Here is a 23,661-nt window from a genome sequence, read left to right as displayed (position 1 = left end):
AGCTTCGCGCTGCAGGGCCGCCGCATCCACGTGGTCGACGGCGTCTGCGTCGACGCCCACGGCACCCTGGCCGGCTCGGACCTGGACATGATCGGCGCGGTCCGCAACGCCATGACGATGCTGGGCTTGTCCCTGCCCGACGCCGTCGCCATCGCCTCGGCCTCCCCCGCCGCGTTCCTCGGCCTCGCCGACCAGCGCGGCGCCATCGCCCCCGGCATGGCCGCCGACCTCGTCCTCCTCGACCACAACCTCAAGGTCGCCAGGACCTGGATCGACGGGCAAGGCGTCTAGCCACGGCTACTTCCGTTCGGCCGCCGTCTTGGCGCGGATGGCCTTGAACTCCGAACCCGCCTTCCAGTCGGGCCAGTCGCGCGAATTGGCCAGGGCCTTGCCGGCTTCATAGGTCAGGGCCACGTCCTGCGCCGCGCCGCGCAGGTCCCAGTCCGGGCTCCAGGCGTCGCACGGCTGGTGGTAGCAGCGGCTGGTGTAGTCGGCGACCCAGGCGTCGCCGGCTGCGCGTCCGCCCTTGATCAGGTCCGCCCCGCCGCCCAGGCCCATCATCAGCAACACCGGCACGCCCTGGCGGGCCAGCGAGAAGTGGTCGGCGCGATAGAACAGCGCCCGCTCGGGCTTGGCGTCCGGGGTGATAGTGCGGCCCTGCCTGGCCGCCTGCGTCGCCAGTCCGTCCTCCAGTGCGTTCTGGCCGGCTCCGACCAGCACGATGTCATGTGCGGGGCCGACGGTCTGCAGCACGTCGAAGGTGTAGTTGGCGACCGTCTTGCCCAGCGAGGCGCTGGGGTGGTTGGCGTAATATTCCGAGCCCAGCAGACCACGCTCCTCGGCGGTCCAGGCGGCGAACAGGATCGAGCGGTTCGGGCGCGGGCCCTGGGTGAAGGCGCGGGCGACCTCGATCACCCCGGCCACGCCGATGGCGTCGTCGGCCGCGCCGCGGCGGATCGTGTTGCCCTGAGCGTCGCGCGCGCCCACGCCATAAGCGTCCCAGTGGGCGGCGTAGGCGATGGTCTCGTCCGGATGCTTGGCGCCCGGCAGGCGGGCCAGGATATTGGCGCTGTCCATGCGCTGATGGGTGACGGCGTAGTCGGTCGACAGGCTCGCGCCCGCCAGCGCCACCGGCTTGAACGCCGCCGTGCGGGCCGAGCGCTTCAAGACCTCGAAATCCAGGCCCGAGCGTTTGAAGAGGTCGACCGCGACATCGCGCTGGATCCAGCCCTGCATCAGCAGCTTGGCCTTGGCCGGATCGGGGCGGACAATGTCGTAGCCCTCGCCGTTCGAGGCCTTGACCGTCGTCCAGCCATAGCCGGCCCCGAGGCTCTCGTGGACGATCAGGGCGCCGATGGCGCCGCGCCGCACGGCCTCCTCGTACTTGTAGGTCCAGCGCGCGTAGTAAGTGGCGGCCGAGCCGCCGAACTTCCCGGCCACAGGCTCGTCGGCGGCGGCTTCCAGGTCCGGGTCGCCGATCAGGAAAACAGCGATCTTGCCCTTCAGGTCTGCGCCCTTGAAGTCGTCCCAGCCGCGTTCGGGGGCGGCGACGCCATAGCCGACAAAGACCAGCGGGGCCTTGTCGATCGCCACCCTGTCGACCGGCCGGAGGGTCATGACCTGGGCCTGCTCGCCCTGGTTCAGAGTCAGGGGCCCGGCCTTGGTCGCCACCGTCAGAGCCACCGGACCGCTCAGCCGGGTGCGGATCAGGGCCACCTTCTGGGTCCAGCCGCCGTTGTCGCCAGCCGGTTCCAGGCCCAGGGCTTTGAACTGCGCGCTGATATAGTCGATCGTCGGCTGCTCGCCCTCCCCGCCCGGCGCGCGGCCGGCAAAGCGGTCCGAGGCCAGTTCGCGGGTGATGTCGGACAGCCGGGCCGGATCGATGGGACCGCTGTCCTGGGCGAAGGCGGCGGAGGCCAGGGCCAGGCCCGACAGGGCGGCGAGGACGGCGGCTTTGGACATGGGCGGCTCTTGGACTCGAAGCGGAGACTCTGGATAGCGCGCTTGCGGTGTCCAGCGCCACGTTCGCGTCGTTAGGCGGCGGTCCAGCCGGCCAACACGGTCGAGCGCGTCACCGCGCGCGCCTCGCCCGCCGTCAGCCAGCGACCACGCTTGAAATCGGCCGCGCCGGGGCCCTTGGCGGCGTATTGCGAGAAACGGGCGTCTTCCGGCTGCAGCATGGTGCGCGGATTGCCGTCCTTGCCGGTGTACCACATCTCGGTCCAGCCGGCCGGCGCGATGTGGTCGCCCATCCAGCAGTCGATGAAGCTGGAGGCCCCCACGTAGCGCGGATCGCCATAGCGGCCGTCCGGGAACGTTCCCGAGGGCCGCCAGGGCCGGCCCAGATAGACGCTGCCCGTCTTCGTGCCGGCCTCCTTGGTGAGTCGGCACTTGTGGAACACGAAGCCGAACGGCTGCTCGATCGACGTGCTGGGGGCGACGATATAGCCGTCGACGGGATCGACCGGGCGCGGCCGCGAGCGGATCTCGCAGCCCTCGAACCAGGCCACTCCAGCGCCGAAGATGAAGTCATAGCTGCCGGTGATCAGGCAGCGCTCGAAGAGGCTGCGCCCCGCGTCGGGAAACAGGGTGTCCTGGTAGCTGAGGATGTCGACCTCGGTGAACCGCGCGCGGTCCGAGCCCTTGGCCAGCATCAGGGCCACGGCTTGGGGGCCGCCGCCGTCGTGCGAGTGCAGGCCGCCTGGCTTGCTCATCTCGGCCAGGCCGTCGAAGGCGTTCTGGATCGTGAGGTTGCGGGCGGCGAAGTCCGGGGCGCGCACGAACAGGGTCGGCGTGCGGAAGGTGCCCCACTTCTTGCCGTCGGGCGCCGTCAGCCCCGAGGCGGCCAGATGGCTGATCACCGAGCCCCTGCGATCCTCGCCGATCAGGTGGACGAACGGCTTGTCGATCGAGACCTGCTCGTCCCACACGCCCTTGGTGACGAAAATGCGGAACGGCCGGGTTCCGTCCGACGGCGCGGCGGCGACGGCCGCTGACAGGGTCGGATAGGTCGGCGCACCGAACTTGCGCGCATCGCCGGGTCTGGCCAACACGGCGTCATAGCGCGGCGCGGCCTGAACGCCCGTCGCCGAGAGAGCCGCGGCGCCCGCCAGGGCCGCGCGACGCGTAAGGAAAAGCGACATCTACGCCTCGACTTGAAAAAGGGCGGGCGCCGGCCGGGAGGACAGCCGACGCCCATATTCCTCGGGAGGAGGAACGGCTTAGAACGAGTATCTCAGGCCGAAATTGTACTGCCGGCCGGTGTGCGAATAGACATAGACGCTGTCGCGCACGCTGTCGGTGTACTGGGCGTTGAACTCGTCGGTCAGGTTCAGCCCCTCGAAGGTCAGCTTCAGGCGGCTGTTGATGGCATAGGACGCCGAGGCGTCGACCGTGAAGGTCTCCCGCACGCCGTCGATGTCGTTGGTGCTGGTGCCGCTGGGAACGGCGGTCAGGTACTTGTCGCGATAGGCGCCGGAGACGCGGGCGCTGAACTTGTCGTCCTCATAGTACAGCGTGGCGTTGAAGGCGTTCTTCGACAGGCCGACCAGGTCGTTCTGCACGAAGCCCGTCGACGATCGCGCCGAGATGTAGTCGATCTTGGACTTGACGATCGTGGCGTTCAGGATCGCGCCCGTGTGCTTGAGCACGCCCGGCAGGAAGCTGAAGGGCTGCTGGTAGCTGACCTCGATCCCTTTCAGCGGACCGCCCTTGGTATTGACCGGGCGGCTGAACAGGAAGGTGTCGTTGGGCGAGACGCCCAGGCCGTCCAGCAGGCTGACCGGCAGGCCCGAAGCCGTGAACGGCTGCGAGATCCGCGTGGTCTGGATGTAGCTTTCGATGTCCTTGTAGAACAGGCCCACCGACAGCAGGGCGTCCTTGGCGAAGTACCACTCGGCCGACAGGTCGTAGGTGGTCGCGCGGATAGGATCCAGCTGCGGATTGCCCGAGCTGACGCTGAACACGCCCACGGTCGACAGGCTGCCGCCGGGGGTCAGGCTGCCCAGGTTCGGACGGGTCATCACCTTGGCCGCGCCGAAGCGCAACAGGAAGTCCGGCGTGACCTCGGCGGTGAGGTTCAGGGCCGGCAGCACGTCGTCGTAGTCGCGCTTGACGGTGGCCTGCTGGGCCGCGCCGGCCACCAGCTGATAGCCTGTCGAACTCTGCTTGGTCTTGACGTAGCGCACGCCCAGGTCGCCTCGGATCGGGATGGCGAAGTGGTCGGTGTCGAAGTCCAGCTGCACGTAGGCGGCGGAATCCTTTTCCTCGACGCTGCGAATGTTGCCGCGGGCGTTGGCGTTGGTCGCGCCGCTCAGCTCGAACAGGCCCGTGCCGCTGTAGATGTTGAACAGCTTGGCGAAGGCGTTCAGATCCGGCGCGGCCCAGGTGGTGGGATAGGTCCCGCCGCCCAGGTTCTTGCCGAAGCCCGAGACCAGGGTGGTCAGGCTGGCCAGGGTGACGCCGGCCGGCAGGGTCGGCACCACCGACTCGTTGACCCGCGCCAGAGCCCAGGAGCGGAACGCGTAGTTCTTGAAGTTGACCCCGGCCTTCAGGCGCAGACTGTCGGTCAGTTCGTAGTCGCCGTCGAACTGAGCGGTGCGGATGGAGTTGGTCACGCCCTGAGGCCGCAGGCGAATCTCCGAACGCGCCGCGCCGAAATTGTAGGCCAGCGGGTCGGCGACGTTGAAGCCGAAGTTCATCGACGGAAGGTTGGGATCGACCCGATAGTCATAGGAGAAGCCGTCTGCGTTCTCGCGGTTCAGGATCACCGTGGTCTGGATCGGGTTCTTGAAGTCGGACTTCGAGAAGCCGACCAAGCCGGTGACCTTCAGCCTGTCGCCGAACTTGTGCTCACCGGTGAAGGTAGCCTGGCTGTATTCGGTCTCCAGCACGTCGTAGCGGCTCTCGCTCTCGACATCGACGTCGTCGAACAGGCCGTAGACCATGTCGCCCTTGGCGTTGATCACGCCGTCGCGGACGATGATCTCGGGGCGGCCGCCCTGCGAGGCGTTGCGGGCGAAGGACAGAGCCTCCAGCCAGTTCTCGGTGCGCTTGGCCTTGAAGTCCGAATAGAGGATGTCGACGCCGAACAGGGTGTTCTCGTCGGGACGGAACTGCAGCGAACCGGTCAGGCCCAGGCGCTCCTGCTCGTGGGTCAGGCGGCCATAGCGCGGGAAGCGCGGCGAGAAGGTGCTGGCCAGGCTGGCCTGGGTGAAGGTCGAGGCGGCGCTGTAGCCGCCCACTTCCGTGCCGTTCAGCCAGCCGCCCGAGCCGTGGCCCTCTTCGAGCAGTTCGCGCTTGGTGTAGGCCACCGAGACCAGGGCGCCGATCTTGCCGTCGGCCCAGGTGGTCGAGGCCAGGGCCGCCACGCGGGGGTCCCAGCTCTTGGAGAGGTCGTTATAGCCCTGTTGGGCCGAGACCACGAAGGTCGAGCCCTTGTAGTCGAACGGCCGGCCGGTCTGCAGGTCGACGGTGGCGCCCAGCGAGCCCTCCTCGGTCTGGGCCGAGGCGGTCTTGCGCACCGTGATGCTGTTGAAGAGTTCCGAGGCGAAGACGTTGAAGTCGAAGGCGCGGTTGCGGTTGGCGCCGCCGGAGCTATCGGTGCCGCTGGCCGTGCTCTGGCCCTCGACGCCGTTGATGCGCACGCGGGTGAACTGAGGGCCCAAGCCGCGCACGGTGATCTGGCGGCCCTCGCCGGCGTCGCGGGCGATCGAGACGCCGGGCACACGCTGGATGGACTCTGCCAGGTTGGCGTCAGGGAAGTCGGCGATGTCCTCGGCCTTGATCACGTCGACCACGCCGTTGGCGCGCTTCTTGACGTTGATGGCGCTGCCCAGGCTGGCGCGGAAGCCGGTGACGACCACCTCCTCGACCTCGGCGCTGGCTTCGGGCTCCTGGGCCACCGAGGCGGTCGATTGGACCAGGGCGACGGGCGCGGTGGAGGCCAGCTGGATCGAGGCCTTCTGGCCCAGCACCGCCGTGCGGCCGTCGTTGGAAACCACGGTCAGGTCGGCGCCGCGCAGCAGCTGCGCCAGGCCCTCCGACACGGTGAAGGCGCCGCGCACGGCGTTGACGGACTTGCCGCGCACGGCGTCCTGCGGGGCCAGGATCTGCAGGTCGGCCTGCTTGCCGAACTGCGGAATGCCCGTGGCCGCCGGCTGGGCCGCCACGTCGAACTTGCGGGTTTGAGCCTGCGCCTGGGCGCTGACCAGCAGAGCCGAAACACCGGCCGCCGCCATCAAAGACATCTTCCCGTATTGGTATCGCGAGTAACCCATGCGACGCCCTCCCTGTTGTTTGTTTCGCACGACGCTTCTTGGAGCGCCTGTTGATAGCGATGCGGAGGAAACCGGTTTCCGTCAGACAACGGCGAAAATTTATTCGGCGGCCTTGGTTTCGCCGGCCTGGACCAGGATGGCGTCGCCGCGCACCGTGACCTGGGCGCCGAAGCTGGCGGCGGCGGCGCGGGCGAAGCTTTCGGGCTCGTTGGTGCGGAACCAGCCGACCAGCTTCTCGTCGGCCAGCCCCTGGCCGACCACGACGATCTTGCGGCTGTTGTAGCGATTGAACTCGGCGGCGGCTTCGCCAAAGGCGTCGCCGTCCAGCACGATCTGGCCGTCACGCCAGGCCAGGTGGCGGTTGATCTCCAGCGGCGCCGGCGCGGGCGTCGTGGCTCCGGCGTCGTCGCTGGCGAAGGTGCGCTCGCCGGCCGCAACGCGGCGCGGCGGTTCGCCGGTCTGCTCGCTCCAGACCTCGACCACACCCTCGGTGACCAGCACCTCGCTGCCGCCCTCGCGGCGACGGACCGAGAAGGCCGTGCCGACCGCCCTCACCCGCACCGGACCGCTCTCGACCACGAAGGGCCGACGCGCGTCCTTGGCGACCTCGAACCAGGCCTCGCCCTTGTCGATCTTCACATGGCGCAGCCGAGGCGACATGGCGACGTCGATCGCGGTGTCGGTGTTGATCGCCGCCATCGAGCCATCAGCCAGCGGCACGCGGCGGATCTCGCCCAGCGCCGTGCCATAGCGGGCCGAGAACAGGCGCGGCCCGATCACAACGGCCACGCAGGCGGCGGCCGCCGCGCCGAGCCCGCCCAGCAGGCCCCGGCGGCCGACACGGAATTTCTGCGCCGGAACGGCAAGTTCGGCGCCGAACGCCCGGGCGCGGTCCATCAGGCTCCAGGCCGCCTCGGCGCGCGCGAAGGCGCCCCGCCGGCGCGGATCGGCGGCGAGCCAGGCCTCGAGCTCGGCCTGGGCCTCGGCAGGCAGTTCGCCCTGATCGGCGCGCACCACCCATCGAGCGGCCTGCGCCTCGATGTCAGCGGCGCTTTCGCGGTCGATCATGCTGCCTTGGTCTCCTGGCGCTCGTGACATCGTTCACTTCGGTTTCGGCGAGGGCCGCGAGGATCGCCCGCAGTCCGCGCACGGATTCATTTTCGACCACGTTCTCGGTCACGCCCATGCGCCGGGCGATCTCGCGTTGTGGCAATCCCTCGATCTTGCGCATCTCGAAGATGCGGCGGCAGCGATCCGGCAAGGCGGCGATCAGGGCTCGCACCCGCGCCAACTCCCGTCGGCCGCCGGCGATACGCTCGGGCGAGGGCTCATCCAGTTCGACGTTCAGCGCGTCGATTTCCGTCACGGTGTCGATGCGCACCACCCGGGCTCGCCGAAGCTGCTCCAGGGCCACGCTCCGCGCCGCCTGGAAGAAATAGGCGCGCGGATTTTCGATGTGATCGATCGAGGCCAGGCTCGCCAGGCGGCAATAGGCCTCCTGGATCACGTCGTCGACGTCGCCCGCGGCCGACATCGACCGCTTCAGCCAGGCGCGCACGTCGGCTTCATGGGGCAGGATCTCCCGCCCCAGCCAGGCCACGACACGCGCCCGTCCGTCCTGCAAACCGTTTCCTCGCCCTGGGATGATCGCGGAGGTGAGTCCCCCTTTGAACGATCGATGCACGGGCGGCGATGTTCCGTCAAAAAAAGTCGCGGTCGAACGATCGGCGGATGCCGCTCGACGCCGCGCGCCGGGCGTTGCAGAAAGGACCGTGCGGACGCAAGGCCACGGGGGACGAGCGCGCGCCCAGCAAACGGCGTCGCCCGGGGTGACGGCCGCCTGCAATCAAGACATCATCGAGCTCATGAACGCCTTGACGTCCGACCCACGCAATCTCCGCCAGCAGATCGCCAACGAGATCGCCGTCTCCATCCGCGACGGCCGCTATCCGCAAGGCCGACGCCTGCCGTCCGAGCGCGACCTGGCCGAGATGTTCAAGGTCAGCCGCCCGACGATCCGCGAGGCGATGATCATCCTGGAGGCCCGCGGCCTGGTCGAGGCCAAGCAGGGCGCCGGCATCTATGTCACCGAGGCCCCGCGCCCCGAAGCGGTCCCGCCGGAGCTGGACATCGGTCCGTTCGAGCTGATGGAGGCCCGCGCCCTGATCGAGGGTCACGCCTGCGCTTTGGCCGCAACGGGCATCCGCGACGAAGAGGTCGAGGAGTTGGCGGTGATCCTGCAGGACATGGCCGAGGAGCACGAGTTGGGCGCGCTGGTCGACCTAGCCGACCGCCGCTTCCACGTCGCCATCGCCCGCGCCACGCGCAACAACGCCATGGTGGCCATGGTCGAGAACCTGTGGGACCTGCGCTACAAGCCCGCCGCCCGCAACATGCTGGATCGCGCCAGCCAGGTTCGCGCCCGACCGCTGATCGACGACCACAAGGGCATCTTCGACGCCCTGAAGGCTCGCGACCCCGTCGCCGCCCGCAACGCGATGCGCGAACACCTCAACCAGGTGATCGCCAACCTGCTGGCCGTTACCGAAGCCGATGCGTTGGAAGAAACCCAGGCCCGCCTGTCGGCGCAGCGTGACGAGCTGGCGCGACGCTCTCTGCTCTAGGCGGATTTGGTCATACCAATTTCTTGACCTCGCGCAAAATTGGCCAGATAACCTTCTCAAGGCGCTGAAGCGTCAACTGGGGAGGCCGGAGAGTTCTGAAACTCGCGGCGTCGCGATGGATCGGAACTCGATGATGAAGTCCCTGCTGGCCGGCGCGGCATTCGCCTTGGCCCTGACCGCCTCGGCTCAAGCCGAAGACTTCGCCTTGCTGGACGCCTCGTTCTCGAAGGCCCTGCCCAAGCTGGCGAGCCAGCCGGCCGCCGCCGACATCGTGCGCCGCGCCAACGCCGGCCTCGACCGCGTTCCCGGCCCCCTGCCCGTCGTCCACACCGAAGGCACCCTTCCCGGCAAGGGCATTCGCGAGGAGAGCACCAAGGCCCGCGAAGACCTGCCGCTGATGTTCAACCAGGCCCTGGCCTACCGGATGACCGGCGACAAGCGCTACCTGGCCTCGGCCGAGCGGTTCCTGGTCGCCTGGGCCGATGTCTACAAGGTGTCGCTCAACCCGATCGACGAGACCCATTTCGACCAGGTGATCATGACCTGCGACCTGGTCTGCGCCGAGCTGTCGCCCGAGGCCCGCGCCAAGACCCTGAAGCTCTCGCGCGCCCTGGCCACGGGCTATCTCGACGCCATGGACAAGCCGCGCGACAAGGCCTTCACCAACTGGCAGAGCCACCGCGTCAAGCTAGCGACCATGGCCGCGTTCCAGTCCGGCGACGCCACCCTGATCCAGCGCGCCCAGGGCGCCTATGACCGCCAAGTCGCCGAGAACATCAATCCCGACGGCACGGTGTTCGACTTCCACGAGCGCGACGCGCTGCACTACGTCACCTACGATCTCGACCCGCTGATGATGGCCGCCCTGACCGCCAAGGCGCATGGCCAGGACTGGTTTGGCCGCAAGAGCGCCAAGGGCTCCAGCCTGCCGCTGGCCCTGGACTGGCTCGCGCCCTATGCGCGCGGCGAGAAGGTCCACCAGGAGTTCGTCAACTCGAAGATCCAGTTCGACCGCGACCGCGCGGCCTCGGGTCAGAAGGAATATGCGCCCCACGCGTGGGACACCGCCAACGGCGTGCAGACCTTCGCCCTCGCCGCCCAGCTCGATCCGCGTTACGCCTCGGTGCGCGACACAGTGATCGCCAAGACCGGCAAGGCCGTTCCGCCGTGGATTCAGCTGCTGGGGGCCGCACGCCCCTAAGCCACACGCAAAAGGCGCACACACGTAAAACGCGACAATCCGTCGCAATCTTCACGAAACATTTCCCTTGGGCTGCAAAATTCTTGCCGCAACCTTGCGACGAGTGAGCCGCCCGATGAAGACGCGCCTGCACGCCATCGACGCCATTCGCGGCTATTGCCTCGTCAACATCTTCGTCAATCACGTCGACACCGGCGTGCTGCACCGCGTGTCACCGTCAAACTTCGGGTTTTCCGACAGCGCAGAGTTGTTCGTCCTGCTTGCCGGCCTGTCGACCTTCCTCGCGTATGGCGACCTCAGCCCGCCCGCCGCCGTGGCGCGGCTGTGGTCGCGAGCCGCCAAGCTCTACAAGTATCACTTGGCGCTGGTGGCCCTGACGCTGATCGGTCTGTGCATCGTGGCCAATTTCGTCGGGCCCCGAGTCATGCTCAACGCGCACATGATCCAGGTCTTCGCCGATCGCGGCGCACCGACCGTGCTGCTGAACGTTCTGGCGCTGAAGCAATCGGTCGGCTTCTCGGTGGTGCTGCGGCTCTATGTGGCGCTGATGCTAATCGCGCCGGCCTTGCTCTGGCTGGCGGCCAAGCGCTGGTGGCTGCCCCTGCCGCCGGCCCTGGCCATCTGGGCTTTGGCCGGACAGTTCGGCTGGATCGCCCACAACAGCCTGACCGGTGATCGCCTGAACCTGACCATCCTGCCCTGGACCCTGGTGTTCGCCTGCGGCGTGGCCTTGGGCGCCGCGATCCGTCAGGGCGTGGCCGTTCCGAAGTCATCCCTGCTGACGGCCGCCGCCCTAGGCGTGGTGGCGAGCTATTTCGTCATGCTCTACGCGTTGCCTGGCTCGGCCGAGGCCCAGGCCTGGGCGGCGACCAGCAACGACACCTTCTGGCTGGGCGTCAGCAAGCGCTACGAGTCGCCGGTGCGGATCCTGCACCTGCTCGCCATGGCCTATCTGTTCATGGCCCATCCCCAGGCGCCGGTGCTGCGCCTGGTTCACCGCGTGGCCGCCGACAACCTGCTGGTCCGCCTGGGCCAGAACTCGCTGCGCGTCTTCACCTTCGGGGCGGTCGCAGCGGTGATGGCCAACGAGGTGGTCAATCTGTTCAACCTGCGCCACGGGGCCGGATCGCCCCAGGCGGTCGCCACCGAGATCGCCCTGATCGTGCTGGGCTTGGCCGGGATGATCGCCATCGCCGACCTGCTGCCCCCAGAGCGCAAGCGCCCCAGGACTCGTTGGCCTGCCCCGCTGACGACGGCCGGCGCGAGCTCGGATCGCATGGTGGCCTAGCCGGCGTTGCACCGCCTCCAATTGTCGGAGTATATCCGATCACAGAAGCCGAAGACGTCGGCCGGCGCGCGAGCGCCCTGCGAGAGGAAACATCATGGCTCACCGTCACCGCGCCGCCCTGGCCGCCGCCCTGCTGCTCGGCGCCGCCCTGCCCGTCTCGGCGATGGCCGCCGACTACGTCCGCGCATCGTTCGGCAAGACGCCCGACGGCGCCGAGGTCGAGGCCATCACCCTGACCAATGGCCACGGCGTCAGCGCCACGGTGATCACCTACGGCGCCACCCTGCAGTCGCTGATCGCGCCCGACCGGACCGGCAAGACCGCCGACATCGCTCTCGGCTATGGCGACGCCGCCGCCTATGTGAAGAACGCCAGCTATTTCGGCGGCACGGTCGGCCGCTTCGCCAACCGCATCGGCAAGGGCCGCTTTGCGCTGGACGGCAAGACCTACCAGCTGGCCCTCAACAACAACGGCGTCGCGGCCCTGCACGGCGGGGTCAAGGGTTTCGACAAGGTGATCTGGAAGGTCGTGGAGGTGAAGAAGGGCCCGGTCGCCTCGGTCACGCTCAGCTATCTCAGCCCTGACGGCGACGAAGGCTATCCCGGCAATCTCAGCGCCACGGCCACCTATGCCCTGGACGAGCAGAACCAGCTGACGGTCACCTACAGCGCGACGACCGACAAGCCGACCATCGTCAACATGAGCAACCACGCCCTGTTCAACCTGGCCGGCGAAGGCTCGGCGGACGGCGCCATGGGCAATGTCCTGACCATCCCCGCCGACGGCTACAGCCCGGTCGACGCCGAGCTGATCCCGACGGGCGAGACCACCAAGGTCGCCGGCACCGCCTTCGACTTCCGAGCGCCCCGCGCCGTGGGCGAGCGCATCCGCGACGCCAGCGATCCGCAGATCGTCGTCGGGCGCGGCTATGACCATAACTACGTGCTGAACGGCGCCTCGGGCGGCGCCCTGCGCCTGGGCGCGCGGCTGGCCGATCCCAAGAGCGGCCGGGTGCTGGAGATCCTGACCGCCGAGCCGGGCATCCAGTTCTACGCCGGCAACTTCATCGACGGCACCACCTCGGGCAAGGCCGGCAAGATCTATCGCCAGGGCGACGGCATCGCGCTGGAGCCCCAGCACTTCCCGGACGCGCCTAACAAGCCGCAGTTCGCCTCGGTTCGGCTCGACCCTGGCAAGACCTATCGCAACGTGATGGTGTTCCGACTGACGACGCAGAAGTAGGCGTCAGGCCGTCTGGGAAAACGAAAACCTCGTCCTTCGACAAGCTCAGGATGAGGTTTTCGACTGAAGGCCCTAGCGTTTGAATGGTCCTCATCCTGAGCTTGTCGAAGGACGAGGACCCCGCAAGGCCTAGTGGTTGTCGCGCGGCAGGCCCTTGGTCTGGGCGATGCGCTGGTATTTCACGGCCGGCTCCAGCACCGCGCCGGTTTCCATCTGGCCCACGACCGAGCGCTGGATCTCCTGCCACGGCGTCTGGCTTTCCGGATAGGCATAGCCGCCCGCTGCTTCCAGGGCCTTGCGGCGCTCGGAGATCTCCAGCGGCGTTATCTGCACGTCGACCCGCGACTTGCGCAGGTCGATCCGCACCCGGTCGCCCGTCTTCAGCAGGGCCAGGCCGCCACCGGCGGCCGCTTCCGGCGAAGCGTTGAGGATCGACGGCGAGCCCGACGTGCCCGACTGACGCCCGTCGCCCAGGCACGGCAGCTGATGGACGCCCTGCTTCAACAGGTAGTCCGGCGCGCGCATGTTCACGACCTCGGCCGCGCCCGGATAGCCGATGGGCCCAGCGCCGCGCATGAACAGGATCGAATTGACGGTGATGCCCACCGACGGATCGTCGATCCGATGGTGGTAGTCCTCGGGTCCGTCGAACACCACCGCGTCGCCTTCGAAGGCCTCGGGGTCGTCGGGGTTGGACAGGTAGCGGTCACGGAACTCCTTGGAGATCACGCTGGTCTTCATGATCGCCGAGTTGAACAGGTTGCCGCGCATGACCACGAAACCGGCGCGCTCGACCAGCGGCTTGTCGAACGGACGGATCACCGCCTCGTCCTCGATCTGCACGCCGCGATACTGCTCCCCGATGGTCTTGCCCGAGACGGTCTTCACGTCCTCGTGGATCAGCCCCTGGCCGATCAGCTGGCCGACCACGGCCGGCACGCCGCCAGCGCGGTAATAGTCCTCGCCCAGATATTCGCCGGCGGGCTGCAGGTTGACCAGCAGCGGCACTTCCTCGCCATGGGTCTGCCAGTCGTCCAGGGCCAGGTCCGCGCCGATGTGGCGGGCCAGGGCGTTCAGATGGATCGGAGCGTTGGTCGAGCCGCCGATGGCCGAGTTGACGACGATGGCGTTCAGGAACGCCTCGCGGGTCAGGATGTCCGACGGCTTGAGGTCCTCGGCCACCATCTCGACGATGCGCAGGCCGGTCTCGTAGGCGTTCTGCTGCCGGTCGCGATACGGCGCGGGAATGGCCGCCGAGCCGGGCAGCGACATGCCCAGCGCCTCGGTCAGCGAGTTCATGGTCGTGGCAGTGCCCATGGTGTTGCAATAGCCGGTCGAGGGGGCCGAGCTGGCCACCAGCTTGATGAAGCCGGCCTTGTCGATCTCGCCGGCCGCCAGCAGCTCGCGAGCCTTCCAGACGATGGTGCCCGAGCCGGTGCGCTCGCCCTTGTGCCAGCCGTTCAGCATCGGGCCGACCGACAGGGCGATGGCCGGGATGTTCACCGTGGCGGCGGCCATCAGGCAGGCGGGCGTGGTCTTGTCGCAGCCGATGGTCAGCACCACGCCGTCGATCGGATAGCCGTACAGCGTCTCGACCAGACCCAGATAAGAGAGGTTGCGGTCCAGGCCGGCGGTCGGCCGCTTGCCCGTCTCCTGGATCGGGTGGACCGGAAACTCCAGCGCGATGCCGCCGGCGGTGCGGATGCCTTCGCGCAGCCGCTCGGCCAGCACCAGGTGGTGGCGGTTGCACGGCGACAGGTCCGAGCCGGTCTGGGCGATGCCGATGATCGGCTTGCCCGACTGCAGTTCCTCCAGCGACAGGCCGTAGTTCAGATAGCGCTCCAGATAGAGCGCGGTCATGTCGACATTGTCGGGATTGTCGAACCAGGCGCGGGACCGGAGGGCGCGGGGCGGAACGGCGGACGACGTCATGGCGATCTGAAGCTCGGAACCTGGAGGAAGGATTTGTCACGGCAAAATTAGAGGGGCGCCGGCTCCATTGCTACTACAAATCTCGTCTTGTCTGAGTTTTTGGTTACTCACGACCTAAGCCCTACTCGCAAAGCCTTTGTCAGCTTAGCCGATTGGAATTCCTGCGAATCGCGGCGCGGGTTCGAAAGGGCGGACGCATTTCAATTGTCCGAGTTTTGGTTTGACAGGTGAAGGCCACGCGATATTTGTCCGACTGAATGCGGGTGGTTCGCAAGCGGAAGGCTAGGCCATGGTGATGCGGTTCGTTCAACTGCTCGGCGAAGACGGCGAGCGCGTGCTGGCCGGGGTCAACGATGCGGGCCTGGCCCGACGCGTGGCGACCACCGACACCCTATACGACCTGGCCCAGGCGGCGCTGAAGGCCGGCTGCACCCTGGCCGAGAGCGCCCAGTCCCAACCGCTGGGCGACGAGATCGACCTGCCCGCCGCCATGGCCGCCGGCCGCCTGCTGGCGCCGATCGACCATGTCGACCCCGCCCATCTGGTGCTGTCAGGCACCGGCCTCACGCACCTCGGTTCGGCCGAGGGTCGCGACAAGATGCACAAGGCCGCCCAGGCCGCCGACAAACCCACCGACTCGATGCGGATGTTCCTGATGGGCGTCGAGGGCGGCAAGCCCGCGGCCGGCGAGACCGGCGTGCAGCCCGAATGGTTCTACAAGGGCGACGGCGACTGCGTGGTCGCCTCGGGACAGCCCCTGCCCTCGCCCGCCTTCGCCCTAGACGGCGGCGAGGAGCCCGAGATCGCCGGCGTCTATCTGATCGGTCCGGACGGAACGCCCCATCGCCTGGGCTTCTGCCTGGCCAACGAGTTCTCCGACCACGTCATCGAGCGCGGCAACTATCTGTGGCTGGCCCACTCCAAGCTGCGCAACGCGGCCCTGGGCCCCGAACTACTGACGGGCCCGCTGCCCGCCGACGTGCGCGGCGCCAGCCGGATCCTGCGCGACGGCGCGGTGCTGTGGGAAAAGCCGTTCCTGTCGGGCGAGGCCAATATGAGCCACACCATCGCCAACCTGGAGCATCACCACTTCAAGTACGACCTGTTCCGCCGCCCGGGCGACGTGCACGTCCATTTCTTCGGCACCGCCACCCTGTCGTTCAGCGAGGGGATCAAGACCCAGGACGGCGACGTCTTCGAGATCGAAGCCGCGCCGTTCCACTATCCGCTGCGCAACAGCCTGGCTCTGGCCAAGGACAGCGGGCGGTTGGTCGAGGTGAAGAGCCTCTAGGCCGTCCGCGCGATCAGGCGCGCGAGGCGCGCCACGCCGTCCTCGATCTCGTCCTGCGACGGCAGCGAATAGCTGAGGCGCAGGGCGTTGGTCGTCTGGACCTCGGCGAAGAACGGCCCGCCGGGCACGAAGGCCACCCGTTCCTCTTCCAGGGCGCGCTCCAGCAAGGCCGCGCCGTCCATGCCCTCGGGCAGCCACACCCAGACGAACATGCCGCCTTCGGGCGACGACCAGGTCACGCCGGGCGGCATGTGCTTGTCCAGTGCCGCCAGGATGACCCGGGCGTTGGCGCCATAGGCTCCGCGCAGCATGCCCAGGTGCTGGTCGTAGCCCTCGGCCACGGCGCGGTGGGCGACCATCTGGTTGATCGTCGAGACGTGAAGGTCCGCGCCCTGCTTGAGCAGGACCAGTTTCTCCATGACGGCCTTGGGGCCGCACACCCAGCCGATGCGCAGGGCCGGCGAGACGGTCTTGGAGAAGGTGCCGCAGAAGAGGGTCCGCGCGGCGTCGATCGAGCCGGACCGTTCGATGTCCAGCGCCAGCAGGGTCGGCAACGCCTCGCCCGTGAACCGCAGTTCTCGATAGGCCGCGTCCTCGATCAGGGTCATGTCCAGCCGCTGGACCATGGCCAGCAGGGCCTCGCGGTCGGCCAGGGTCAGACTCTCGCCAGTGGGGTTGGCGAAGTCGGGCACGAAATAGCCCAGCGACCCGCGCGCGCGATCCTCGAAGGCTTCATCGACGCCCTTGGCCAGCGCGCCTTCGGGCAGGTCGAGATAGGTCGGCTCATAGCCGTTGAAAGCCTGCAGCGCCCCCAGATAGGTCGGGCGGGCCACCATGACCGTGTCACCCCGGGTCAGGAACAGCTTGCCCAGCAGGTCCAGAGCCTGCTGTGAGCCGGCGGTCAGCATGATGTTGTGCGGCTCGCACGGCATCCCGTCGCGGGTCATGCGCTCGGCGATCCACTGGCGCAGCGGCAGGTAGCCCTCGCTGACCGAGTATTGCAGCGCCTGAGCCGCCAGCTTCGGGTCGGCCAGGATGGCGTCGTAGCCCGCCTGGATCCGGTCGGCCGGAAACAGCGCCGGATTGGGGATGCCGCCCGCGAACGACAGGATGTCGGGCTGGTCCAGCAGCTTGAGCAGTTCGCGGATCTCGCTGGCGCGGACGCGGGTCATGCGCTCGCTGAAACGCGCGGCCCAATCGGGCGCGTCCTGGGCGGGAGTCGAGGTCGTCATGAAGAAAGTTCCGTATGTTTCGCCGACGGCCTCAGCCGTCCATGAGCCGCACGCGCGGCGTCTCGCCTGATCAGGTCAGGAGCTTCATACAGAGCAGGTCGGGCCCAGGGTGCGGCGGAGCCAGAAGCGACGCCGACCGCGTTCGGTCGTGATCATGGCTAAGTCCTAGCGCGCCCAGGCCTAACGGTCCAGCGCCGCGCGGGTGTCGTCCAGCGCCAGGCCGACCAGGCGTTCCATGGCCTGTCGGGCCTCGATCGGCCGTTGGGCGACGATGGCGTCGAACACCTTCCAGTGGTCAGGCATGGGGTCGCGGGCCAGCTCGGCCTTGCGCTGCTTGAAGATCGTGGTCCAGCGCACGGCCGCGCCGATGCTGCTGGAGAGCGCGATCAGGGCGTCGTTGCCGGTAGCTTCAAGCACCGCGTCGTGGAAGTCGCGGTCGGCGGCCCTGCCCGGCTCGGTGGCCAGGGTGTGCTGCTGCATCAGGATCAGGGCCTGACGCATGCGCTCCAGCTGGGCCTCGTCGCGGCGATCGGCGGCGAAGGCGGCCGCCGACGGCTCGACGATCATCCGCAGCTCGAACAGGCCCTTGAGGAATTCGTCGCTGGGCTCGGTCTCGAAGATCCAGGCCAGGACTTCCGGATCCAGCAGGTTCCAGTGGCTCTTGGGCGTCACCCGGGTGCCGGTCTTGGGGCGGCTGTCGACTAGGCCCTTGGCGGCCAGGATGCGGATGGCTTCGCGATAAGCGCTGCGCGAGACCTTCAGCTGTTCGCTGGCCTCGACCTCGTTGGCCAGGACGTGGCCCGGCGCGTGGCGGCCCGAGACGATGGCCACGCCCAGGTCGCGGGCGATCGAGCCGTGCAGGCGAATGGAGAAGCGGCCGTCGCGCGCGGCGTCACCTTCGGCAAGGCTGTCGCTCGTTCGTTTCGACACGCGTTCAAGATCCTCGGGCGACCATGGGACGGTCAGTCATCCCGACGTGTTTGGCAGGCGAAGGCGGCCGGCGCAACGGCCCGGCCGCCTTCGCCGCGCCTCAGGCCTCGATATCGACGTCCTTGGTTTCCTTCAGGAACAGGATGCCGATGACGGCGGTCACGCCCGCGACCACGATCGGATACCAGAGGCCGTAATAGATGTTGCCCGTGGCCGCGACCATGGCGAAGGCCGTGGTCGGCAGGAAGCCGCCGAACCAGCCATTGCCGATGTGATAGGGCAGGCTCATCGAGGTGTAGCGGATATTGGTCGGGAACATCTCGACCAGCATGGCCGCGATCGGGCCGTAGACCATGGTGACGTAGATCACCAGGATCGCCAGTATGCCGATCACCAGCGGCTTGTTGACCAGGGCGCTGTCGGCCTTGGCCGGATAGCCGGCGGTCTTCAGGGCCGCGCCCAGCTCGGCTTCCCAGCTCTTCTTGCGATCCTTGAAGGCGGCCTTGTCCAGCGTGTCGCCGGCGAAGGACGGCAGAACCGTCTGGCCGATCTTCACCTGCGCCACCGTTCCGGCCGGAGCCGCGGCGTTGGCGTAGGTCACACCGGCCTTGGCCAGGTAGGACTTGGCCAGATCGCAGGAGGTGTTGAACACCGTCTTGCCGATCGGATCGAACTGGAACGAGCAGTCGGCCGGGTCGGCGACCACCGTCACCGGCGCGGAGGCCACGGCGGCGGCCAGTTGCGGGTTGGCGGCCGTGGTCAGGGTCTTGAACAGCGGGAAATAGGTCAGGCAGGCCAGAACGCAGCCGGCCATGATGATCCACTTGCGGCCGATCTTGTCCGACAGCCAGCCGAAGAACACGAAGAACGGCGTGCCGATCAGGAGCGCGATGGCGACCAGCTCGTTGGTCAGTCCGCCGTCGACCTTCAGCATCTTCTCCAGGAAGAACAGGGCGTAGAACTGGCCGGTGTACCAGACCACGGCTTGGCCGGCGGTCAGGCCCACCAGGGCCAGAATGACGATCTTGAGGTTGCCCCACTTGCCGAAGCTGTCGGCCAGCGGCTTCTTGGAGCCCTTGCCCTCGTCGACCATCTTCTGGAACGACGGGCTCTCGGAGAGCTGCAGGCGGATCCACAGCGACACGCCCAGGAGCAGCACCGAGATCAGGAACGGGATGCGCCAGCCGAAATCCTTGAAGGCGTCCTCGCCGACCGCGTTGCGCACGGCCAGGATGACGATCAGGCTCAGGAACAGGCCGAAGGTCGCCGTCACCTGGATGAAGCTGGTGTAGAGGCCGCGCCGGTTGGCCGGAGCGTGCTCAGCCACATAGGTCGCCGCGCCGCCATATTCGCCGCCCAGGGCCAGGCCCTGGATCAGGCGCATCACCACCAGGGCGATGGGCGCGATGATGCCGATCTTCTCATAGCTGGGCAGCAGGCCGACCACGAAGGTCGACAAACCCATCAGCAGCATGGTGACGAGGAAGGTGTTCTTGCGGCCCCACAGATCGCCCAGGCGGCCGAACACCAGGGCCCCGAACGGACGCACCGCGAACCCGGCCGCGAAGGCCAGCAGGGCGAAGATATAGCCGGTCGTTTCGTTCACGCCGGAGAAGAAATGGTGGGTGATATAGGTGGCCAGCGAGCCGTACAGATAGAAGTCGTACCACTCGAAGACGGTGCCCACCGAGGCCGCCCCGATTACCAGCGCATCCTTGCGACCGACCACCACGCCATCTTTTGCGCCCGTATTTCCGGCGTTTGCCATGCATTTCCCCCGTTTTTGTTATCGCTACCACGGCATGAGTTGAGCGTCACGGGGGCTCGGACCCGGCCGGATCGGCATTTTGTCAGGTTATATCGGGCTTGTGACGGTAATCCATGCCCCAAATGCTCCAGAAACGCCCGTATTTGCTGGGATGACGTGACAAATCCTTCCCGGTTCGTCAGGGTCATGGCTCCTTGATTCCACTTGAGATGAGCTAACATCATGAACGTTTCGGATCTGGTCGACGCCGCCGTTGCTGCCGACGACAAGCTGACCAAGGCTCAGGCCAAGTCGATCATCGACGGCGTGTTCAAGTCGCTGACGGAAGCCGCCGTGAAGGGCGAAGAAGTCTCGATCCCGGGCTTCGGCAAGTTCAAGGTTCAGGCCAAGCCGGCCCGCACCGGCCGCAACCCGGCCACAGGCGCCGCCATCGAGATCGCGGCCTCCAAGAAGGTCGCGTTCACGCCGGCCAAGCAACTGAAGGACGCCGTCAACGGCTAAGCCCTTCGGCTAACGGAAACGGCCGGCGATCCCCAAGACGCCGGCCGTTTTTGTTTCAACCTGTCGCGACGTGCTAGCGATAGGTCAGGGTCCAGCTCAGCGTCACGGGCTCCGCCATGCGGATCGGGCCGGTGGAGCATTGGACCAACGACGTCATCGCCCCGGTCGGCGCGCGATACGCCTTCTCGTCGGCCAACGGCCGCGACTTGCAGCTCTTGTAGCCCTTCGCCGCGAACGCGGTGACATCCCCGCTCTTGAAGCGGGTCTCGCCGCCTTTCGTGGTCGGCGCGCTCGAGAAGCCCGCGAAATCCACATCGATCCCTGTGACCGCCAGCGGCGTCCTGGCCGTGATCACATCGGTGCGGGTGATCCTGCCCGGCGCGAAGACATAGGTGGTGCGGACGCTCAGGCGGTCGTCGGCGATCGGCGCGTCGTCGCCCAGCCGGTCGACCTGGTCCTGGCCGTAGGTCACCGTCGTCACGGCGCCCTTGCCCGTCACCGTCGCACCCTTGGCGTAGGCCAGCGGGGCCAGCCTGGCGCCGTCCTCCAGGGTCACGGTCGGCAGCAGTTGCGGGAACATCGTGTCCGCCACGCCCTGCAGCATCCCCGGCGACGAGGGGACCGGGTAGTAGGGCGAGTTCTCGTGCTGCCCCCTGCCCCCGTTGATGATCGGCAGGCTGACCACGCGCCGGCCGTCGCGCAGGGTCACCAGCAGCCGGTCGTGGTCGCCCCGGGCGAACCAGGTGACGGTGCGCTTGGGCAGAGCGTCCAGCCACGCCGCATAGCCGGGATCGGGCGCCCTGTCCTTGAAACCGAGCTCGTTCCAGATGGCGTTGGTGTAGAGGTGCTGGCGGACCAGGCTGAGATTCTCGCCCAGAATCCGGTGCTTGCCACGATAGCCGTCGGTGCGGCGGCCATGTTCCCACATGTTCACCGAGCCCATCTTCGGATCGTACCAGAAGTCGGCGTAGCGGGCGCTGACCCGCGTCGAGAAGGCGTAGGCCATGACCTTTTCCTTCGGCGTCAGCACGTCCAGCTTGGCCGCCGCCGTCAGCACCTCCAGGAAGGCCGTCTCGCCATAGGTCCCGATGCTGCGGCCATATTCGAAGCCTTCGCCGCGCAGGTTGAGGCGCGGCAGCATCAGGTCGACCGACTTGCGCAGCCAAGTCTTCACCTCGGGCGTGGCGGGCATGCCGGCCTCGATCAGGCGGTGGCTGATCTCGCCGATCAGAAGGACGCTGTACCGGTCGAACCGACCTTCCCCGTCGGTCTCGTCGGCGAAGCCGTACTCGCCCGAATATTTCCGATAGTGATCCAGCGTCTGCTCCAGCAGCGCCTCGCTGGCCGTGGCGTCTTCCCAGCCCAGCTGGTAGCGCAGCCGCGCCACGCTGAAGGCCACGCCGTAATAGTTGTTGGGCAGATTGATCAGGGTCAGGTCGTTGGTGCGCACGAACCGCCGCCAGTCCAGCTTGACCTTCAGCTTGACCAGGGTCTGCGGCGACACCGCCTGCTCGAGCAATCCCGCCTGCTGCAGCATCCGCAGCGCCTGGACGTAATAGTACATGCCCCAGGTGTCGTTGGTGTCGTCGACGGTCATGTCGGCCACGCGGCGGAAGCCCGTCAGGTAGGTCGCGAATTTCGGATCGTCGCGCGGGGTGTCGACCACCAGATAGGCCAGGCCGATGGCCACCTTGCCGGGCAGGAACTTGTCGTCGGCGCTGAACACCTTGACCCCGTCCAGGGTCATGTCGCGGCCCTGGACCAGCAGCGCGTCCAGCAGGCGCTCCAACTCCGGCTCGAGCCGGTTGCGCACGGTCTGATTCATCGGCGGGGCCGTGACTAGTACCGGGCCGCGCGGGTCGGCGTGGGCCAGCGCCGGAACGGCCGACAGCAGCAGGATCGCCGCGAGCGTGGAGGACGAAGCGCGCGTGATCATCAACGGGACTCGGCATCGAGGGAAAAGGACGCGGCCGGCTCGTCAGACACGAAAAACGCCGGCGCTTTGGTAAGACCAATTGCTAGCGCCGGCGCGAAAGATGTCAAGACAGTTGCGCGCCGGACACCCGACGTCGAGACCTCACCAGTTGAACATCGTCCCGTCTTCCAGGCGGTTCACCGGCAGGTAAGCGCGCCTGTAGGGATATTTGGCGGCCAGTTCCTCGTCGATGTCGACACCCAGGCCGGGCGTGTCGTTGGGGTGCAGCATGCCGTCGTCGAAGGTGTAGGCGTGGGGGAAGACGGCGTCGGTCTCGGGCGTGTGGCGCATATATTCCTGCAGGCCGAAGTTCGGGATCGACAGGTCGAAATGCAGGGCCGCGGCCATGGTCACCGGCGACAGGTCCGTGGCCCCGTGGCAGCCGGTCCTGACGTGGTGCATGTCGGCGAAGGCCGCGATTTTCTTCAGATTCGTGATGCCGCCGGCGTGCAGCACCGTGGCCCGCAGATAGTCGATCAGTTGCTCCTGGATCAGGATGTTGGCGTCCCAGACGTGGCTGAAGATCTCGCCCACCGCGATCGGGGTGGTGGTGTGCTGGCGGATCAGGCGGAAGCCGGCCTGGTTCTCGGCGGGCACGGCGTCCTCCAGCCAGAACAGGCGGTAGGGCTCCAGGTCCTTGCCCAGGCGCGCGGCCTCGATCGGGGTCAGGCGGTGATGGACGTCGTGCAGCAGGTGCACGTCCGAGCCCAGAGCCTCGCGCGCGGCGGCGAACAGCTTGGGCGCGTGGCTCAGATATTTGGCCGTCGACCACAGGTTCTCGGTGGGCAGGTCGGCGTCGGCGGGCTCGTAGAACAGCTTGTCGCCCGAGACGCCATAGGTGCTGGCCAGGCCCGGCACGCCGGTCTGCAGGCGGATGGCCTTGTAGCCCATCGCCTTGTATTTCAAGGCTTCCTGGATGGTGTCGTCGATCGTCTCGCCATTGGCGTGGCCATAGACGGTGACGCCCTCGCGGCACGCGCCGCCCAGCAGTTGATAGACCGGCAGGCCCGCGACCTTGCCCTTGATGTCCCACAGCGCCATGTCGACCGCCGCCAGGGCGGTCATGGCCACCGGCCCGCCGCGCCAGTAGGAACCGCGATAGAAGAACTGCCAGATGTCCTCGATCCGATGCGCGTCGCGCCCGATCAGGCACGGCAGCATGTGATCCTGCAGATAGCTGACCACGGCCAGTTCACGCCCGTTCAGGGTGGCGTCGCCGATACCATACACGCCGTCGGAGGTGGTGATCTTCACCGTGACGAAGTTGCGGCCGGGACAGGTGACGATGACCTTGGCGTCGATGATCTTGAGCATGGACCTTGGCGGGGCTGAAGCTGAACGATAGTGGCCTGACCACTTTAGGATGGTTGTTTGCCCAATGCCAGCCCGTTGCGCGGT

The 23,661-nt window shown here is 67.5% G+C and carries 18 protein-coding genes and 1 pseudogene; 7 read left to right on the top strand and 12 right to left on the bottom strand.

Going from position 1 to position 23,661, the window contains the following annotated elements:
* On the top strand, window positions 1–291 hold a 291-nt coding region (locus AC1RUS_RS23450), incomplete at its 5' end, for an amidohydrolase family protein (protein WP_492919030.1).
* A gap of 6 nt (window positions 292–297) precedes the next feature.
* Here AC1RUS_RS23450 and AC1RUS_RS23445 read toward each other — a convergent pair.
* From AC1RUS_RS23445 to AC1RUS_RS23425, 5 genes are all read right to left on the bottom strand, one after another.
* Window positions 298–1,962, bottom strand: coding sequence for a M20/M25/M40 family metallo-hydrolase (locus AC1RUS_RS23445; protein WP_492919029.1), 1,665 nt, complete (start codon window positions 1,960–1,962; stop codon window positions 298–300).
* Between the two features lie 71 nt (window positions 1,963–2,033).
* Window positions 2,034–3,143, bottom strand: a complete 1,110-nt coding sequence (locus AC1RUS_RS23440) for a pectinesterase family protein (protein ID WP_492919028.1) — start codon at window positions 3,141–3,143, stop codon at window positions 2,034–2,036.
* A 78-nt stretch (window positions 3,144–3,221) separates the two neighbouring features.
* Window positions 3,222–6,239: a TonB-dependent receptor gene (locus AC1RUS_RS23435; protein ID WP_492919027.1), complete on the bottom strand. Its 3,018-nt coding sequence runs from the start codon at window positions 6,237–6,239 to the stop codon at window positions 3,222–3,224.
* Between the two features lie 138 nt (window positions 6,240–6,377).
* The gene (locus tag AC1RUS_RS23430; RefSeq protein ID WP_492919026.1) at window positions 6,378–7,346 is read right to left on the bottom strand and encodes a FecR family protein; all 969 of its coding nucleotides are present in this window, start codon (window positions 7,344–7,346) and stop codon (window positions 6,378–6,380) included.
* Entirely contained in the window at window positions 7,321–7,902 is a 582-nt protein-coding gene (locus AC1RUS_RS23425; protein ID WP_492919035.1) for an RNA polymerase sigma factor, read from the bottom strand. Before AC1RUS_RS23425 ends, AC1RUS_RS23430 begins: the two co-directional genes overlap by 26 nt.
* A gap of 241 nt (window positions 7,903–8,143) precedes the next feature.
* On the opposite strand from AC1RUS_RS23425, the gene AC1RUS_RS23420 reads away from it, so the two are divergent.
* From AC1RUS_RS23420 to AC1RUS_RS23405, 4 genes are all read left to right on the top strand, one after another.
* Window positions 8,144–8,902, top strand: coding sequence for a FadR/GntR family transcriptional regulator (locus tag AC1RUS_RS23420; protein ID WP_492919025.1), 759 nt, complete (start codon window positions 8,144–8,146; stop codon window positions 8,900–8,902).
* 130 nt (window positions 8,903–9,032) lie between these two features.
* The gene (locus AC1RUS_RS23415) at window positions 9,033–10,103 is read left to right on the top strand and encodes an alginate lyase family protein (protein ID WP_492919024.1); all 1,071 of its coding nucleotides are present in this window, start codon (window positions 9,033–9,035) and stop codon (window positions 10,101–10,103) included.
* A 115-nt stretch (window positions 10,104–10,218) separates the two neighbouring features.
* A complete protein-coding gene (gene opgC / locus AC1RUS_RS23410) occupies window positions 10,219–11,391 on the top strand; it encodes an OpgC domain-containing protein (RefSeq protein ID WP_492919023.1) in 1,173 nt (390 codons plus the stop codon).
* Between the two features lie 94 nt (window positions 11,392–11,485).
* Entirely contained in the window at window positions 11,486–12,634 is a 1,149-nt protein-coding gene (locus AC1RUS_RS23405) for an aldose epimerase family protein (protein ID WP_492919022.1), read from the top strand.
* A 26-nt stretch (window positions 12,635–12,660) separates the two neighbouring features.
* Here the strand turns inward: AC1RUS_RS23405 and AC1RUS_RS23400 are convergent.
* A pseudogene (locus AC1RUS_RS23400) lies at window positions 12,661–12,753 on the bottom strand (hypothetical protein); the annotation flags it as partial.
* A 10-nt stretch (window positions 12,754–12,763) separates the two neighbouring features.
* The gene (locus tag AC1RUS_RS23395) at window positions 12,764–14,566 is read right to left on the bottom strand and encodes an IlvD/Edd family dehydratase (RefSeq protein WP_492919021.1); all 1,803 of its coding nucleotides are present in this window, start codon (window positions 14,564–14,566) and stop codon (window positions 12,764–12,766) included.
* A gap of 289 nt (window positions 14,567–14,855) precedes the next feature.
* Between AC1RUS_RS23395 and araD1 the strand changes: the two genes are divergently transcribed.
* Window positions 14,856–15,857 (top strand): AraD1 family protein, encoded by a 1,002-nt coding sequence (gene araD1, locus AC1RUS_RS23390; protein ID WP_492919020.1) that lies wholly within the window; start codon window positions 14,856–14,858, stop codon window positions 15,855–15,857.
* On the opposite strand, the gene AC1RUS_RS23385 is transcribed toward araD1, so the two are convergent.
* The 3 genes from AC1RUS_RS23385 to AC1RUS_RS23375 form a co-directional block, all read right to left on the bottom strand.
* The gene (locus tag AC1RUS_RS23385) at window positions 15,854–17,089 is read right to left on the bottom strand and encodes an aminotransferase-like domain-containing protein (protein WP_492919019.1); all 1,236 of its coding nucleotides are present in this window, start codon (window positions 17,087–17,089) and stop codon (window positions 15,854–15,856) included. The genes araD1 and AC1RUS_RS23385 overlap by 4 nt on opposite strands.
* 180 nt (window positions 17,090–17,269) lie before the next feature.
* Window positions 17,270–18,019, bottom strand: a complete 750-nt coding sequence (locus AC1RUS_RS23380) for a FadR/GntR family transcriptional regulator (protein WP_492919018.1) — start codon at window positions 18,017–18,019, stop codon at window positions 17,270–17,272.
* A gap of 100 nt (window positions 18,020–18,119) precedes the next feature.
* Window positions 18,120–19,787 (bottom strand): MFS transporter, encoded by a 1,668-nt coding sequence (locus AC1RUS_RS23375; protein WP_492919017.1) that lies wholly within the window; start codon window positions 19,785–19,787, stop codon window positions 18,120–18,122.
* Between the two features lie 222 nt (window positions 19,788–20,009).
* Between AC1RUS_RS23375 and AC1RUS_RS23370 the strand changes: the two genes are divergently transcribed.
* Window positions 20,010–20,288, top strand: coding sequence for an HU family DNA-binding protein (locus AC1RUS_RS23370; protein ID WP_035046230.1), 279 nt, complete (start codon window positions 20,010–20,012; stop codon window positions 20,286–20,288).
* 73 nt (window positions 20,289–20,361) lie between these two features.
* On the opposite strand, the gene AC1RUS_RS23365 is transcribed toward AC1RUS_RS23370, so the two are convergent.
* Window positions 20,362–22,224, bottom strand: a complete 1,863-nt coding sequence (locus AC1RUS_RS23365) for a hypothetical protein (RefSeq protein WP_492919016.1) — start codon at window positions 22,222–22,224, stop codon at window positions 20,362–20,364.
* Window positions 22,225–22,365: 141 nt separating this feature from the next.
* Window positions 22,366–23,577: a D-mannonate dehydratase ManD gene (manD, locus tag AC1RUS_RS23360; protein ID WP_492919015.1), complete on the bottom strand. Its 1,212-nt coding sequence runs from the start codon at window positions 23,575–23,577 to the stop codon at window positions 22,366–22,368.
* Window positions 23,578–23,661: the final 84 nt, after the last annotated feature.

The sequence above is a fragment of the Caulobacter sp. GW821-FHT10F06 genome (assembly GCF_058809215.1).
This window is presented reverse-complemented; position numbering and strand designations above follow the sequence as displayed.